This window comes from Cellvibrio japonicus Ueda107, from assembly GCF_000019225.1.
GTDB lineage: Bacteria > Pseudomonadota > Gammaproteobacteria > Pseudomonadales > Cellvibrionaceae > Cellvibrio > Cellvibrio japonicus.
This window is the reverse complement of sequence record NC_010995.1, coordinates 4,475,895-4,490,701: the sequence shown is the minus strand read 5'-3', so window position 1 is coordinate 4,490,701 and position 14,807 is coordinate 4,475,895. Positions and strand designations below refer to the sequence as shown.

Genomic DNA, 14,807 nt, shown 5'->3' with positions numbered 1-14,807 from the left:
GGCCGGGGTGGCTTGATTGAAAGGCCGTTACTGGTAGTTCACCAGCACCACATCGTCCAGCAGGCTCTGCTCGGCAGTTCCCAGGTAATGGGTAAAACCATGTTTGGTGGAAAAGTTGAATACTGCTTTGGCTTCCAGGAAGGGAATATTGGGCCCTACGCTGTAGTTGTGGTTGACACCTTCCATCGCCAGGGCAATGGTTTCGGATAAACAGGCCAGGTTAATACCGGGGCGTGAACCGATCATATTGCAATCGCCGAATGCCGTTTCCTGCGGCTGGTCGACCAGGCCACCTTCGTACACAGTGACACCGGTGGCGCTTTCGGTTTCATCATCAATCACATCAAAGGGGCGCGCTGTATCGAACACCTTGGTACCGCGTTTGAAAATATTGGCTTTGATAAAGGGTTTGCCTTCACTGGTCACGGTGACAACGCAATCGGTGTAATCCACAAAATCACTGATTTCACAGGAGACATCAAAAGGGAAACTGACACCCTGCAACAGGCCATTGTTAATCACTTCCTGTAAGAAACCGGCGCCGCGTGTGCGCAGTTCGGCAATCACCCGCGCGTAATCCATATCCATCAGGTGAAGCATGGCAATAGCCCTGGCCAGGGCCGAATCGGGTTTTGCCTCTACACCGGCGTCAATTAATTCCACCAGCGCAGCGGCGATGGTGTCAAAGAGTGGCCTGGTGCCGGAGCGGCCACTGCCGATCAAATACACATTTTTGAAGTAGCGGCAAAGCTCCATAAACGCCAGGCGTCCTACCGAGCCGCGCGCACCAATCACCATCAGGTTTTTGTGGCTGATCTCCGGCCCCATGGCTTGCTTAACCGCCTCCGCAGTAGACAGGGCGGTAAAACTGTTACCGGTCGTCAAATGGAAGTTGCGCGGGCTGATATCGGCACCTGCGCGCGAAATAACGGAGGTAAAGGCTCCCAGGCCAACCACATCCACCTGTTCGCGTTCGGCAACATCCAGGTAGTCATTAATGAGTTGTTTTTTCTCATCGGCAGTCAACTTCATCATTTCTTCCGGACGCATGGGGCTGAAAATCAGCAGGCCTTCAACCAGCTTGCCGGTTTTACTGCGCATGGTGACTTGTACGGTGCGTTCAGGTGTTGGGTCAATGGCACCAAAACGCATAACCCAATCGGCCAGGGCATGCTGTTCCTGGCGGTTGAATTTTTGGCGAATCGCCAGCGGCAGGCCGCGTGCAACATCCACACTGCTGGTGGCGTGCATTAAAAAGGCAAAGCGCGGAGCCGTTTTTTCCTCGCTGTAGGCAAAGTCGCCCAGTACTTCGTCCTTATCGACGGGATGCTGGATAAGGCTGGCGAGGTCTGCGGTTTCCAGCGTGCGACCGATCAGATAACCCATCAGTACATCGTAGCGACGGTTTTTAATAATCAGGCAGATTTCTTCAATCGCGTTGATGTAATTGACAATAATGTCCTGGGATACGGTCAGGCTGGGTTCAAAACGGATTGCACCATAGGCATCACCCAAAAAGGGCATGCACAGGAATTTTTTCTCGTTCAGCAAATAGCCGGTAATAATGTAGGAAAGTACATCGCGGTTTTGGCAAAAGCTGATGATGTAATTATTGAAACTGTGATCATCCTTGAAGCGCAGCGCATACATTAAACCTGCACCGGTGAAGGAAAACACATCGGGAAAGGTTTTTTCCAGATGGCCCAAGCGCGCGCGGATATAGGTTTCCTTGTTGCGGATGGCTTCCAGCAGATCCTGCTGCTGCTCAAACTGGTCAAGCACAGCGTTGGCAACCTGGGCACCCAGGCCACCATTGGCAAATGTGGAACTGTGTTTTTTATCGAAATCCTTGTTGTAGGCACCTTTTTTAACAATGACTGCCCCTATGGGATAAATTCCACCGCCCAGTGCCTTGGATAACAGCACCATGTCGGGTTTGACATCGTACTTGTGTGCTGCCAGAAAATAACCGGTACGTCCGATACCGGTTTGGATTTCATCCAGCAGGAACAGGGTGCCATGGTGTTTGCACAGGGCTTCTGCTGTTTTTAAATATTCCGCTGTCGCTTCGATCATACCGCCTTCACCCTGGATGGGTTCAACGATAAAGGCAGCATATTCCCCCGTGGCCAATGCCGTTTCCAGGGCATCTATATCGTTAAATACCACCTTGTGGTAATTGCGCTTATCGACAATCAGGTCCTGCGCATACTTTTCACTACCGGTGGCCGAGAGTGAGGAATAGGTTTTACCGTGGAAGGAATTAATGGTGGACAGAACTTTTTCCCGACCGCTGCTCAGGCGCGCCAGTTTGATGGCGGCTTCAACTGTTTCCGTACCAGAACAGGTAAATACCACAAACTTGTAGGCGTCACCGGCAAGTTGGCAGAGTCGATGTGACAGGCGCTGTGTGGGTTCAACCACGAACGGCTGCACAAACCCGGGTCCTTGTTGTTCGAAGTAATCTTTTACCGCCTTGGTCAGTGGCTCCGGATTATGGCCAAAAGGCACGGCGCCGTACTGGGCCAGGCAATCCACAATTTGATTGCCGGCAGAGTCTTCCAAAAACACACCCTGTGCGCGCACAATCTGCCGTTGCATGCCGATCGTATCGAGCAGCTGGTTGCGATAGATATTGCAGAGGTTGGTCAGTTGCATTTTAAATCTCCTAAGTATCCTTCTAACAAAACAAGGCAGGGCAAACCTGTCGGTTATGGCCGAGTCATCGGCCATAGGTGTCAGGTGGCGATAACCCCTTAGCTGTTTTCGTAGGTTTTTCTATTGAGCGGATGGAAGCTAATCAGGTTGCTAATAGATGCGAGCAGTGCAAATTCCGGATCAGACAGATAAACATAAGAGCCCACGTGTTCACTGATCAGCCCAACCAGATTTTTCAATGTCATCTGGTTTTGATAACGCAATACCAGAATCTGGTTGAGGGTATTTTCCAGTTGCTCAATGTCATCGAGACGCAGTGCAAGACCCACAGCGGAATAGTAGGATTGCAACAGCTTGCCGTAGATATCGATATACAGGTGTTTCTGGCTGGCAATCTCGACCGGTAATTTTTCGGTGAGTGCTGCACTGACACCGGTATAGGCGACATTGATCATCAGGTTAAACATCGCCAGGCCGATGGACAGCACACCGGTCATCGAGGCTTCATCGGCCAGCAGAGCCCAGGTCTCGGGAATTTCAACACGATCAAAGAGCACCTGGTTACTGTCTGCGGCTTTAAGCAATGGACTTGGCCAGAAGGGCTTTTGACTAATGCCCGGCAGGCGGCCATCAATAACTGCCACACCTTTCAAATCATCATCACCCACCACTGAAACAGCGTAATAATCAGCGATGCCTGCCATGGTGCAAGGTTTTTTAAAGCCGGAGATACTCAGCTTGCCATTACCAAGTGCGGTTACCTTGACGGAGGACGTGAAAATATCCAGGTTGGGTGTACCCTCTGCGAATGCCGAGGCCAGCAATTTATTATGGGTGGCAACGTCGCGCAGCAGGGTATCGCTAAAGGCAAAATACTGTGGAACAGCCACAATCGTGGCAACCACGTGGTAATGCATACACAAGATGATGCCTAAAGACGGCGAACGCTTGGCGACGTATTGCAAAATATCCAGGGCTTCAATCAGGTTTTTACCCTGGCCACCATATTCGACAGGAATAATGATGTTGGCCAGTTGGGCAACCTTGATGATTTCTTTGAGCGCACCGGGCGATAATGCTTCCAGGTCTGTAATGGATTTTCCGGCAATCAATTCATCCAGGCGCTGGACAGATTGATGCTGATGAAAATGACTTGATAAATTCCACGACATAATCAATTTCCTTTTGTGAAAAAGAGAAAATCAGGGGGCATCAATCTGAGGATTCGATACCGTAACTATCTAAACTTCATCAATTAGTTGTTAGGCACGAAAGAAAGGGGGGCGAAGTAATCGACGATAAAGAGTGATTTGCATCACCCTGCTTCACCTTCCCTGCTTACTGCCAAATATATCCCGCCATAAAAAGACAGGATGGTTATTTATCTGCGCTTGAAAATGGGAGGCAGAAAATACTGCGCCAGTTGACAAGTGCCGATAGGCCGATCACGCGCTGCGCGTTAACGCGAGCGAAATCTACAAAAACAATGTATGGATGTAAAGCGGGTATCTGACGAACTTTTTAAATAAAGACGTAAGAAATTACATCCTGTCGTGTAAATTTTCTGCGCGGTGATTATCAAATGGTTGTGCAACAACAATTCATTTTCTGCATGTATCGACAACCGATTCTTTAATCGTCCCTCATGAAATAATCAGGGAGTGTGCAAATTATTGCACGGGAGATATGACTGGTGCATGACAATATTGGTGTGAATGCTGTGAATTTTTCACATTGTGGCGCGTTAAATAAACGAAATGGTTAAATACGCTAAATTAGCGACGCTTAAATTATTTTTGACAACTTGATCACAAAAAAATAATAGGTTTTGTTTTTTGTATGGATAAAGACGTGTTTCTTGTAAGGTTTTTTATGTACAACATGCATCCTTGCATTAAGTGAATCCAGATACATTTTTTTACAAATTTTTTGGGCGGGTATATTTTGACCCAGATGGCTATACACGGAATTAACTGACCAGTTTTGCAATCAAGGCATTATCGACAATGCCAGTGGCTGGTAAATTCTGTTTGGTTTGAAACGTCTTCACTGCACTCACGGAGCCATTGCCGAAAATGCCATCTGCACGCAGGTTGATGCCGCTCTTTGATAAACCCAGTTGAACCAGGCGAATATCCAGTCCGCGTAATAAAGGTGCTTGTACAGACAGGGTGCGCGTACCAGGTTGTGGGCCGTCGTAGCAGTTTACCGGTGTGGCATTCAGGGTAGTGTTGGAAATTTCCAGTCCGCGCACCACCAGTGGCAATTCAAGGCCCCAGAGGTTGAGATCAATTAATCGCTGGAAGGCATCCATGCGATACACCGTGGGGCGCAAATCCTTGCGTGGATGATTGGCCAACCAGTAGCGGCGTGTAGCGACATAAGCTTCAATCCATTTTTGTTCACCCAGGCTGGCGAGCGTGCCGGCGCTTTGGTTGGTTTTATCGCGAATTAGTTTGGCCGAGCCGTGGACGGTGCTGTCGTAAACCACCGCAACACCCAATGGCGTTTTAATCCCTAATTGAGTGGCCGCGCGCTCGGCCGGTTGCCAGTAGGCCTGGTCGAAAAATAGATCCTGGGTTTCGCGCATGATGTGGTCATCGGCGGTGGCGCGCAGGATATTTTTGAGATGCTCTTCGTGATCCAGGCTGAAATCGCGCGCTGCAAAGCGCGCTAAAAAGGGTGTCAGTTGCTGGCGAAAACGCGCGCCGGGATTAGCGCAATACAGCTGTAATAATTTACCGAGGTTCCCCGACCCCAGTGTGGTTTGGGAGCGGCCAAAGGTGAGGTGACCGGTGTCGCCTGTAATCAGGGTGACATTGCTGTAGTCACCCAATACTGAGCCGGTTTCGAAAATATTGACAATGGCTTCCGCGGTTTTCTTTTGCGTGGGAGTTAGCATGGTGATTGTCTCGTGTGGAAGGTGGGGGGCTTGTCCTTACCAACACACCTGTGCTGGCGATGTGAAGATTTCACAGCGATAAGTCCAAAAATTCATCGTATAAACATACTATCCGGGTGATATAGTCGCTGCCGAAAGGACATTTCCCTCCCACTACTTCTCCTGATGCCTTTATCGGACTAAACACGGGGGCTTTTATGACAACAGTGACCCTGGAACAATTTTCTTCATGGGTTGGACATATCTATGGTGCGGCGCTGGAGCCGGGTTTTGGCGCTGAAGACAATCTCCGGCGAGGCTGCTTCCCCTGGATAGAAACCCTGCCGGACAGCGATAGACAACAGCTCTCCCAATTGCTCAGGTCCCACCAGCAGCAGGCGCAGAAAATCCATTATCGCTTCGCGGCACTGAGCGACCAGTGTGAAGACCTGATGGCGTTGTTGCATCACGCCAAATATGGCGCCCTGCTGACAACAGTGGATGCGCGGGTATTATTTGCCAATAGCGTGGCCAGGGAATTACTGGATAAAAAAGACAGTGTTTTTATTCGCGCTGGGGAATTGCATAGCAAACACCTCAGTGAACAATTAGCCCTGCATAATTTGATAGGTGCAGCAGCGCACAAAAATGCGCGCGGTATCCGCCAGGGCGGGAGCCTGACCCTCAGCCGTCCATTGGGGCAACGCGCACTGGCAGTGCATGTGCTGCCGGTGGGGGATGATGCGCCGGATCGCTGTTTTCCGGTGTTGGTGTTGATTGTCGATCCCGATGGTGATCCCAGGCCCCAGCTCACTACGCTGAGGACACTGTACGGGTTAACCAAAGCCGAAGCCGCTGTCGCCATCCGTGTCACCCAGGGTGAGCGCTTGCAAGTGGTAGCCGATGCGCTGGCGATTTCCCTCTCCACCGCGCGCATCCATTTGCAGCGCGTCTTTGAAAAAACCGGCACACACCGGCAGGCGGAATTGGTACGCCTGCTGTTAACCGTGCAAGCCGGCATCAATATGCCCGGCGGGTAGTTCCGGGTTTGGTAGAGAGTCCCGGGTTTACAGCATCATGCCGCCGGAAATCTCGATACGCTGGCCATTGATCCAGCGATTCTCCTCGGACAGCAGCGACGCGATGGCCGGGCCAATATCATCCGGCACGCCGACGCGTCCGAGTGCGGTAACCGACGCAATTTGCTGGTTCAGCTGCGCATTGTCGCGCACGGCGCCGCCGCCAAAATCGGTTTCAATGGCACCGGGTGCTACGACATTCACCGCAATACCGCGCGCGCCCAGTTCTTTGGCCATGTAACGGCTCAATACCTCAATGCCCCCTTTCATAGCGGCGTAAGCCGCGTAACCGGGAAAACTGAAGCGTGCGAGACCGCTGGATAAGTTCACAATGCGGCCACCGTCTTTTATCAACGGCAAAAGACGTTGGGTTAAAAAGAAGGTGCCTTTGAGGTGTACGTTTACCAACTGGTCAAATTGTTCCTCGGTGGTGTCGGCGAAGCTGGCGTGGATACCGATACCGGCGTTGTTGACCAGGAAATCAATATCCTGGCGCTGCCAGTGTGTATTCAACAGGGCTTGCAGGCGCGCGGCAAAATCGGCAAAGCCCCGGCTATTGCCCACATCCAACGGCAGCGCGGCTGCCCTGGCACCCAGGGCCTGCACCTCGGCGACGACTGCTTCGGCTTCCGCTTGCTTGCTATGAAACGTCAGCACCACATCCACACCCTGCTTCGCCAGGGCCAGTACAGTGTTTTTACCCAATCCGCGGCTACCGCCGGTGACCAATGCAATCTTGCTCATGATGACCTCTCTGTTGGTGGTGAAAATCTGTGAGGCCAGTCTATTGCCCGTTAACCGGGCGATAAACCGCCCATTTTTGATTAGACTGTTCATAAATTACGAACAATAGGTCGGTTTATGAATCGATTGGATGCCATGTTGATGTTTGTGCGGGTGGCTGAACTCGCCAGTTTTACCAAGGCGGCCGACAGTCTCGGCCTGCCCAAGGCCAGCGTGTCCACCGGTGTGCAGCAATTGGAAAGCCTGTTGGGGGCGCGCCTGTTGCAGCGCACCACGCGCCGTGTCCAGCTCACCCAGGACGGGCGGGTGTTTTACGAGCGCGCCAGGGACCTGCTGGCCGATATGGAGGATTTGGAAGGCTTGTTCCAGCAGGGCGCGAGCAACCTGTCCGGCCGTTTGCGGGTCGATATGCCCAACGGCCTCGCCAAAAATATAGTGCTGCCACGGCTGCCGGCGTTTTTGGCCCTGCACCCGCAATTACAATTGGAAATCAGCAGTACCGATCGGCGTGTGGATGTGATCCGCGAGGGCTTTGACTGTGTGATCCGGGTGGGCAAATTGAGCGATTCGTCGCTGATTGCACGGCCACTGGGTAAATTAAAGCTGCTCAACTGCGCCAGTCCTGCCTATCTCGCCAGTCATGGCTCGCCGCACACCCTGGCCGATTTAGCCCAGCACCAGCTGGTGCACTATGTCACCACCCTCGGTGCCAGATCGGCGGGTTTTGAATATGTACAGGAGGGTGAAACACACTGTATTGCCATGGGCGGCAATATCACCGTGAACAATTCCGATGCCTACAGCGCCGCCTGCCTGGCCGGTGTCGGTATTGCGCAGATTCCACGCATCGGTGTTCAGCCCTACCTGGCCGATGGGCGACTGGTGGAAATCCTGCCGGATTATTGTGCCGAGGCCATGCCGGTCTCGCTGATCTACCCTGCCCGCCGCCACCTACCGCGCCGGGTGCAGGGATTTATGGATTGGGTGAGTGAACAACTGCGCGATTATGTGGATCAGTGAATACTCACTAATCGCGCAATCCAGCTAATTCAGGGTCTCAGTATTTTGTTCAGGAAACGGATAATGTCCTCCATGGGCCAGAGGGCATCTTTATCGAAACAACTGCCTGCCCAGTTGCAACCGTTGTCCAGGTAGGCGTGGTTTTTACCGGGGTAAACCTTGTATTCCACCGGTTGGCCGCCGGCTTTTAACAGATCCACATAATGCTGGGCAGATTCCGGTGGAGTGACCTTGTCGGCACTGCCGACATGGACGAATTGCGGCGGCAACCGGTACTCGCTGGCCTTGGGCACAAAGTAAATGGGCGATACCGCCCGGTAATAATCCGCGTTGTCATTGACGTTGATCTTGTCGCCAAACAGGCCGCGCGCCTGGGCATTGGCAAATTTCCAGAACGTGTTGCTGGGCGACTCAAAACCGCCTTTGGCCGCGGCGTATAGATCAAAAGCACCGTAACTCACCACCGCCGCCTGCACCTTCAACCCGTCCGCCTGGGCGACCTGCTCAGCGGTTTTTCCGGCAGGCAGGTAACTCGGGTTAAAGCCGAGGCTCGGTCCGGCAAAACCATCGCTTTCCAGGTGGCGCCCGCGGGTGAGGATCATGGCGGTCAGGTGGCCGCCGGCGCTGTCACCGGTAATGGCTATGCGTGTGGGGTCGCCCCGGTATTGCGCAATATGGTCTTTCACCCACAGCAGGCCGCCGAATACATCCTCCACAATCTGGTTCATGGTCACAGTGTTGTTTTGGTCGCCCAACAGGCGGTAATTCATGTTGGCGACGACAAATTCGCCATCGCGCGCCAGGGCGGTGGCCATGTCATCCATAATCGCATTGCTGTTCACCAGCCAGCCGCCACCGTGGTAAATCACTACCACCGGATAAGAGGCCTTATCCGTTTGCGGCACATAAATATCCAGGGTCAGGGGGAAATTATCCGGTGAGGCAAAGGGAATCGCCTTGTGGACTTTCACCTCGGCAGCGAACGCAGGCGCGCAGGCCAGCAGGCCGACAACAAACAGCAGCAAACAACGATTCATAAGCAGATTCTCCATCGATAAACCTGGATAACACTAGATACCCTGCGGCCAAAAGGCTACCAGCCCGGTGTGCTTTTGCGGTTAAGAAGTGTTGCTGGGGTGAATTAACCGACTATCGACGCACCAGTGGCAAATCAAGTATATTCAACTAAATGGTTGACAATAGAGACTTCCAGGAGAATACTTAACCATATGGTAAACAATCAGAACGAACAACTGGACGCCGTTTTCCATGCCCTGGCCGACCCCACGCGGCGGGCGATGATTGCACGGCTGGCGCAGTCGCCCTGCGGGATTACCGAGCTGGCGGCGCCCTTTGCCATGACCCTCGCGGCTATCTCCAAACACATCAAGGTGTTGGAGGGGGCCGGGCTGGTAGTACGCAGCGTCCAGGGGCGCAACCACACCTGCCAACTGGATACCCGCCCCATGCTCGGCGGCATTGAATGGCTGCGCCACTACGAACAATTCTGGAATCAACGGCTGGATGCCCTGGCTGCCGCGCTGTTGGCGGAAGACCAGGCCGGCAGCGACTAACCGGGTCGGCGTCAGGTCAGGCCCATCACCACCACTGGCCCATATGGCCAAAGGAGTTTGCAATGTCTGACTATGGCGTACTTACCGCTCCCGATACCCTGCGCATCGAGCGCCTGCTGCCCGGCCCGATTGAGCGCGTCTGGCAATACCTCACCGAATCCGACAAGCGCGCCACCTGGCTCGCCGCCGGTGATGTGGAAGCGCGGGTCGGTGGCCGGGTGGACCACATCTTCCGCAATTCCCAGCTCAGCCCGGAAAACGACCTGCCCCCACCCAAGTACGCCAACTGCGCGGGCGATGTGTCCATGCGCGGCACCGTCACCGCCTGGGAGCCGCTGCGCCGGCTCAGCTACATCTGGAACCAGGGCTCGGCGGAGGAATCCGAAGTCAGTTTCGAGCTGGCGCCGCAACAGGGCCAGGTCAAACTCACTGTCACCCACCGCCGCCTCACCAACCCGGGTGAACGCCTCAGCGTCGCCGGTGGCTGGCACACCCACCTCAACATCCTGCGCGATCGCCTGGAAGGCAAAACCCCCCAGGGATTCTGGCGGGTCCATGCCCAATTGGAACAGGAATACGCGGTGCGTCTGGCCGGCTAAATAGAGACGATAACTAGAGGTGATAAAGGGCGCTCAAGCGCTGCTGCTGGGCCACAAGCTGCTGGCTGATGAGCGTGCGGGTTTGGCGGCTCACACCCAGCTCACTGGCAATGGATGGCCAATCGCTAAATACAGCCACGGTGTTTTCGATGAGGGTTTTTGCATCGCTCCACTGGGAAAAGCCAGCGGTTTTTGCCAATTGCTGGATAGCGGTGAGTGGTGGCGTTTTACCATAGCCTTGAAACGCCATCATGTGTTCGCCCGTGGGGCTGGGGCTAAAGGTCATATCAAAACAGGGGGATAGCGTCCAATTGCCGCTGTCGTCCATTAAAAATGCCCAGTTTTTGGTGTGATCATCCTGGTTTAAACCCACCAGGTTAAATAGCGCCCGCGCAAATAACTCTTGGCCTGCCGCCACGCTTTTGCACAGGGTTTGGGTGATTTTGATGAGGTCTTCATAATCCAGGGACGGCTCCCGAAAAGGGGTATCGACCAAGCCGCACAGGCTGTGCATATGGTAGCGACCTGTATCCGTACAGTCGAAGCGGCGCAGTGCCAGCCAGGCAATGGCGCCAGATGTGGAATCTGCCGTAAGCAACTGCCACTCGGGTACGCGCAAACCTGCCCTGGCCGCCAACTGCAAATAGGCTGCTTCACACAGGGATTCCTCATGTCCCAGCGGCAAGTTGCGCGAGGTGAATTTCACCAGCCAGGGTTGCAGTCCTGTGCGCGCTTTTGTACTCGCCAGTTGCGGCTTGGCAGGATCAATATAAATTTGTGCCTTGGGACGCGCGCCGCCGGAACCTCCGGCTTGTGCCAGTGCGGCCAGCACGGTATTGGTATTGCCCTCATAAAGAGCCTGGGCCTCGCGGCCGAGGGTATCGACAGTCACCCAGCCCTCTGTGGTTGCTGTTTCACTCTCCAGCGCTGGCCGGTAGTGCAAGGCACCCATACCGCGATCACCGATATACGCCAACCGGTCCATGGCTGAGACCTGTTGTGGCAGCAAGCCCTGTTGGCGAAACACACGATCCATCAGCAACATACCCCAACCATCGGGCAGCGAATCGGCAAATACACCATGGAGCTTCTGATGGGGCTCCGGCGGTGCCTGGTGCAGTTGGGCATTAAAGGGCAGTTTGAAGGGCGAGAGTGACGCAAAGCGTGCGAGGTAATCCAGGTGATACTGGAAAAATACGGCTGTTGCATTCTGCGCCAACGTGCCCACCAATACCTGCGAACCATCGCCCAGGCAGCGTAGCACCTCCAATTTGCGCACCGGCTGATAGGCTTTCATGACTGTAATACCTCTTCAATAGTGCGCGGTACTGGCACGTTGGGTCGTTCGCACAGTGCTGCCAAACGCCCCAGGTCGTCCAGGCACTGCCACAACAGCAAGAGTTGTCGCAGCGAAATCTCGCCGGTCAATTCAAAGCGCTTGATCGTGGGTGCGGGTACGGTACTGCGCGCGGCCAGTTCATCGCGCGACCACTTCAGTGCCTTGCGCCGGGCGCGGACAAACGCGGCCAGCGCTAACTGCACATCACTCGGTGTATGAAGGGCAAGTAAGTCCATAAATTCAATAATGGATAATATTTTATCTATTATAGAGCCAATATAGGATATTTTGGACACCAATATATCTAATTTTGGAATTGGCTTTATTTCATGTAACTAATAAAGTTGCATAAACGAATATTCTGGCATAGCCTTTCACGTAACTTATTAAATTACGTGAAAGGCTATGAAGCGCGATTCCAAACTCTCCGGTGTACTCCACATCCTCCTGCACATGGCCGAAGCCGAGCTGCCCATGACCTCGGACGCCCTGGCCAAAATGATGAAAACCAACCCGGTGGTGATCCGTCGCATGCTGGCAGGCCTGCGCGAACAGGGGCTGGTCTGTTCCGAAAAAGGCCACGGTGGTGGTTGGACATTGGGTCGCGAGCTGGCCAGCATCAGCCTCTACGACATCTACTCCGCCCTGGACGAGCCCACCCTGCTCGCCATGGGCAACCGCACCGAGTCGCCCGGCTGCCTGGTAGAGCAGGCGGTCAACAGCGCGCTCAACAACACCTTCGGCGAGGCCGAAGCCCTGCTACTCAACTGCTTTCGCCAAGTCAGCCTGGCGCAGCTCAGTGCCGATTTCCACCAGCGCCTGCAGGCCAGCGGCTTTTCCGGCCAGCACACCCGGGGCTTTTTGGGTGAAGACGATTTCCCCTGCAAAAAAGGCGATAAGAGGTAAATACCATGGCGACTTACGATGTGATTATTATCGGCGGCAGCTATGCCGGCATGGCCACCGCCCTGCAACTGGCGCGTGGGCGCCGCCAGGTACTGGTACTCGACACCGGCATCCGCCGCAACCGCTTTGCCACCCACTCCCACGGGTTACTGGGGCAAGATGGCAAATCCCCCGAGGCCATCGCCAGCGACGCCAAAGCCCAACTGCTCAACTACCCCAACGTCACCTGGCGCGAAAGTGCGGCCCTGGCCGTCGAGAAAACAGCAGCGGGAAAAACCGGCAGCGGCTTTAGCGTGACTACAACCGACCAGCAAACCTTCAGCGCCAAGCGCCTGGTCCTCGCCAGCGGCGTGCGCGACCAACTGCCCGCTATTCCCGGCCTGCAGGATCGCTGGGGCAAAAGCGTTTTCCACTGCCCCTACTGCCACGGCTACGAACTTAACCAGGGCCAACTCGGTGTGCTCGCTGTGGGCGATGTCTCCCTGCACCAGGCACTGCTCATCCCCGACTGGGGCCCCACCACCCTGTTCACTAACCACTGCTTCACGCCCGATGACGCCCAGCAAAAACAACTCGCTGCCCGCGGTGTACGCATAGAAACCGAAGCGGTCAGTGAAATCGACGGCGAACACAACGCCGTTGTAAAACTTGTCAACGGCAGGCTGATCAAACTGGCCGGGCTGTTCGTCGCCCCGCTCACCACCCCCGCCAGCCCCATCGCCCAGGAACTCGGCTGCGAACTCGCCGAAAGCCCCATGGGCTTCTATGTCAAAACCGATGAATTCAAACAAACCACCGTGCCCGGCGTATTCGCCTGCGGCGACCTGGCCCGGCCAGCGGGCAGTGTGACCTTTGCAATAGGGGATGGCGCCCTGGCAGGCTTTGCCGTGCACAAGTCGTTGATCTTTGAGGGGGTGGTGTAGAACAGAATTCACGTTATTCAGTAACGCTTTAAAATGGTATACGACGAAGCACAGCTCCCGGAAATCAATAGGCGTTTACTACTTAGAAAATGAGGCTAGGCGACTCTGGCAATTACATGGTGTGCTGCTTCAACAGGCGACTCGGAAGTGTAAACATCCAGTGCTCTTCTTGATGCTTCATAGCGCAGCTCTTCAATAAAATCTTTAAAAGCACTGCCTTCCGGATCGCTAATTGAGGGTGATGGGATTTGTATGAGTAATTCGCATAGCTCGGGCTTAAATAACGTCGCTTCATCGCGCAGCCTGTCCAATTGCCACAATTTACTTTGCGCTCTTACCAAGGCTTGTTGAATCCGGCTTGAATCGGGAACTGCATCAAATTGCGCCGCATAGGTATCCGATAAAAAACCAAAAGTAATCGGCACTCCGGAACCCCGGATCGCAATAGCGCGATCAAAAAAACCGGCAAAATCGGCCCGCTGCCTGGCGACAGCCTCATAGATATTTTTTCGCCAGGACTCCGGTGCGGAAAGCTCCGTTTTTTTAGGTGATGGTGTTTTTATAGCCTCTGTCGAAAAACTAAAGGATGAACAATACATGGCTGCTCTATGCAGGCCTTCCTCAATATTGTCGGCTAATGATGAATTGACCTTACCTAAGTAGAAACCTTCCAAAGGTGGTTCCCATTCCATCGACAGCGGCTTATTACTGTAAAAAAGTTCTGCTGACTTGATACAGATATTTAACGCATCGGCTATACCCGCACCCAATTGATCGCCATACATTTTTTTTAATTTTTCTGCCTGTATCAGCTTGGCAGCAATCAATGCCTGATCACCGCCTTTAATAACAGCACCCAGGGTAATGCGCTCACCCGACAATGGGATAGGCTCAACCTGAAGGCTGCGCCAACTGAATTCGTACTCTGGTAATGTCGGAAAATTAGTGCTCATGGTTTTGATTCTTTACATGCATGTGAGGAGTAGCAAACAATTCTGCCTGCTTTATCCCAAGGTCCTGTGTCAGGATGTTGTACATTGATCTTGCCCAGCACGAGTGGACACCCCGTTAAGCGATAAACTGC

At 53.7% G+C, this 14,807-nt stretch carries 14 protein-coding genes; 6 read left to right on the top strand and 8 right to left on the bottom strand.

What is annotated here, in order from left to right; genetic code table 11:
• Positions 1-27 precede the first annotated feature (27 nt).
• The 3 genes from CJA_RS18075 to CJA_RS18065 all read right to left on the bottom strand — a co-directional run bounded on the left by CJA_RS18075 (position 28) and on the right by CJA_RS18065 (position 5,560).
• Positions 28-2,658 (bottom strand): aminotransferase class III-fold pyridoxal phosphate-dependent enzyme, encoded by a 2,631-nt coding sequence (locus CJA_RS18075; RefSeq protein ID WP_012489320.1) that lies wholly within the window; start codon positions 2,656-2,658, stop codon positions 28-30.
• Positions 2,659-2,756: 98 nt separating this feature from the next.
• Positions 2,757-3,830 carry an acyl-CoA dehydrogenase family protein gene (locus CJA_RS18070; protein ID WP_012489319.1) on the bottom strand — a complete coding sequence of 358 codons (1,074 nt, stop codon included), beginning with the start codon at positions 3,828-3,830 and terminating at the stop codon, positions 2,757-2,759.
• A 797-nt stretch (positions 3,831-4,627) separates the two neighbouring features.
• Positions 4,628-5,560 carry a peptidoglycan-binding protein gene (locus CJA_RS18065; RefSeq protein WP_012489317.1) on the bottom strand — a complete coding sequence of 311 codons (933 nt, stop codon included), beginning with the start codon at positions 5,558-5,560 and terminating at the stop codon, positions 4,628-4,630.
• Positions 5,561-5,757: 197 nt separating this feature from the next.
• Between CJA_RS18065 and CJA_RS18880 the strand changes: the two genes are divergently transcribed.
• Positions 5,758-6,579 (top strand): helix-turn-helix transcriptional regulator, encoded by an 822-nt coding sequence (locus tag CJA_RS18880; protein ID WP_012489316.1) that lies wholly within the window; start codon positions 5,758-5,760, stop codon positions 6,577-6,579.
• Between the two features lie 27 nt (positions 6,580-6,606).
• On the opposite strand, the gene CJA_RS18055 is transcribed toward CJA_RS18880, so the two are convergent.
• Positions 6,607-7,362: an SDR family NAD(P)-dependent oxidoreductase gene (locus CJA_RS18055; RefSeq protein WP_012489315.1), complete on the bottom strand. Its 756-nt coding sequence runs from the start codon at positions 7,360-7,362 to the stop codon at positions 6,607-6,609.
• 117 nt (positions 7,363-7,479) lie between these two features.
• Between CJA_RS18055 and CJA_RS18050 the strand changes: the two genes are divergently transcribed.
• A complete protein-coding gene (locus tag CJA_RS18050) occupies positions 7,480-8,382 on the top strand; it encodes a LysR family transcriptional regulator (RefSeq protein ID WP_012489314.1) in 903 nt (300 codons plus the stop codon).
• A 29-nt stretch (positions 8,383-8,411) separates the two neighbouring features.
• On the opposite strand, the gene CJA_RS18045 is transcribed toward CJA_RS18050, so the two are convergent.
• The gene (locus CJA_RS18045) at positions 8,412-9,419 is read right to left on the bottom strand and encodes an alpha/beta hydrolase (RefSeq protein WP_012489313.1); all 1,008 of its coding nucleotides are present in this window, start codon (positions 9,417-9,419) and stop codon (positions 8,412-8,414) included.
• A 192-nt stretch (positions 9,420-9,611) separates the two neighbouring features.
• Between CJA_RS18045 and CJA_RS18040 the strand changes: the two genes are divergently transcribed.
• Together CJA_RS18040 and CJA_RS18035 are read left to right on the top strand one after the other, a co-directional pair.
• Positions 9,612-9,956 carry an ArsR/SmtB family transcription factor gene (locus CJA_RS18040; protein ID WP_012489312.1) on the top strand — a complete coding sequence of 115 codons (345 nt, stop codon included), beginning with the start codon at positions 9,612-9,614 and terminating at the stop codon, positions 9,954-9,956.
• 62 nt (positions 9,957-10,018) lie between these two features.
• Positions 10,019-10,555: an SRPBCC family protein gene (locus CJA_RS18035; RefSeq protein WP_012489311.1), complete on the top strand. Its 537-nt coding sequence runs from the start codon at positions 10,019-10,021 to the stop codon at positions 10,553-10,555.
• 13 nt (positions 10,556-10,568) lie between these two features.
• Here the strand turns inward: CJA_RS18035 and CJA_RS18030 are convergent, their stop codons facing one another.
• Both CJA_RS18030 and CJA_RS18025 read right to left on the bottom strand, forming a co-directional pair.
• On the bottom strand, positions 10,569-11,852 hold the full coding sequence (locus CJA_RS18030) for a type II toxin-antitoxin system HipA family toxin (RefSeq protein WP_012489310.1): 1,284 nt from the start codon (positions 11,850-11,852) through the stop codon (positions 10,569-10,571).
• Positions 11,849-12,130: a helix-turn-helix domain-containing protein gene (locus CJA_RS18025; protein ID WP_041552701.1), complete on the bottom strand. Its 282-nt coding sequence runs from the start codon at positions 12,128-12,130 to the stop codon at positions 11,849-11,851. Before CJA_RS18025 ends, CJA_RS18030 begins: the two co-directional genes overlap by 4 nt.
• A 169-nt stretch (positions 12,131-12,299) precedes the next feature.
• Between CJA_RS18025 and CJA_RS18020 the strand changes: the two genes are divergently transcribed.
• Positions 12,300-12,800 (top strand): Rrf2 family transcriptional regulator, encoded by a 501-nt coding sequence (locus tag CJA_RS18020; protein ID WP_012489308.1) that lies wholly within the window; start codon positions 12,300-12,302, stop codon positions 12,798-12,800.
• Between the two features lie 5 nt (positions 12,801-12,805).
• Complete coding sequence (locus tag CJA_RS18015; protein WP_012489307.1) at positions 12,806-13,723, top strand: NAD(P)/FAD-dependent oxidoreductase; 918 nt, start codon at positions 12,806-12,808, stop codon at positions 13,721-13,723.
• A 95-nt stretch (positions 13,724-13,818) separates the two neighbouring features.
• Here the strand turns inward: CJA_RS18015 and CJA_RS18010 are convergent, their stop codons facing one another.
• Positions 13,819-14,550 (bottom strand): hypothetical protein, encoded by a 732-nt coding sequence (locus CJA_RS18010; protein WP_148208934.1) that lies wholly within the window; start codon positions 14,548-14,550, stop codon positions 13,819-13,821.
• Positions 14,551-14,807: the final 257 nt, after the last annotated feature.

What these genes read in the sequence shown, in the direction of transcription:
- CJA_RS18075 (WP_012489320.1), bottom strand. Translation starts at nt 2,658, where the DNA reads ATGCAACTGACCAACCTCTGCAATATCTATCGCAACCAGCTGCTCGAT.
- CJA_RS18070 (WP_012489319.1), bottom strand. Translation starts at nt 3,830, where the DNA reads ATGTCGTGGAATTTATCAAGTCATTTTCATCAGCATCAATCTGTCCAG.
- CJA_RS18065 (WP_012489317.1), bottom strand. Translation starts at nt 5,560, where the DNA reads ATGCTAACTCCCACGCAAAAGAAAACCGCGGAAGCCATTGTCAATATT.
- CJA_RS18880 (WP_012489316.1), top strand. Translation starts at nt 5,758, where the DNA reads ATGACAACAGTGACCCTGGAACAATTTTCTTCATGGGTTGGACATATC.
- CJA_RS18055 (WP_012489315.1), bottom strand. Translation starts at nt 7,362, where the DNA reads ATGAGCAAGATTGCATTGGTCACCGGCGGTAGCCGCGGATTGGGTAAA.
- CJA_RS18050 (WP_012489314.1), top strand. Translation starts at nt 7,480, where the DNA reads ATGAATCGATTGGATGCCATGTTGATGTTTGTGCGGGTGGCTGAACTC.
- CJA_RS18045 (WP_012489313.1), bottom strand. Translation starts at nt 9,419, where the DNA reads ATGAATCGTTGTTTGCTGCTGTTTGTTGTCGGCCTGCTGGCCTGCGCG.
- CJA_RS18040 (WP_012489312.1), top strand. Translation starts at nt 9,612, where the DNA reads ATGGTAAACAATCAGAACGAACAACTGGACGCCGTTTTCCATGCCCTG.
- CJA_RS18035 (WP_012489311.1), top strand. Translation starts at nt 10,019, where the DNA reads ATGTCTGACTATGGCGTACTTACCGCTCCCGATACCCTGCGCATCGAG.
- CJA_RS18030 (WP_012489310.1), bottom strand. Translation starts at nt 11,852, where the DNA reads ATGAAAGCCTATCAGCCGGTGCGCAAATTGGAGGTGCTACGCTGCCTG.
- CJA_RS18025 (WP_041552701.1), bottom strand. Translation starts at nt 12,130, where the DNA reads ATGGACTTACTTGCCCTTCATACACCGAGTGATGTGCAGTTAGCGCTG.
- CJA_RS18020 (WP_012489308.1), top strand. Translation starts at nt 12,300, where the DNA reads ATGAAGCGCGATTCCAAACTCTCCGGTGTACTCCACATCCTCCTGCAC.
- CJA_RS18015 (WP_012489307.1), top strand. Translation starts at nt 12,806, where the DNA reads ATGGCGACTTACGATGTGATTATTATCGGCGGCAGCTATGCCGGCATG.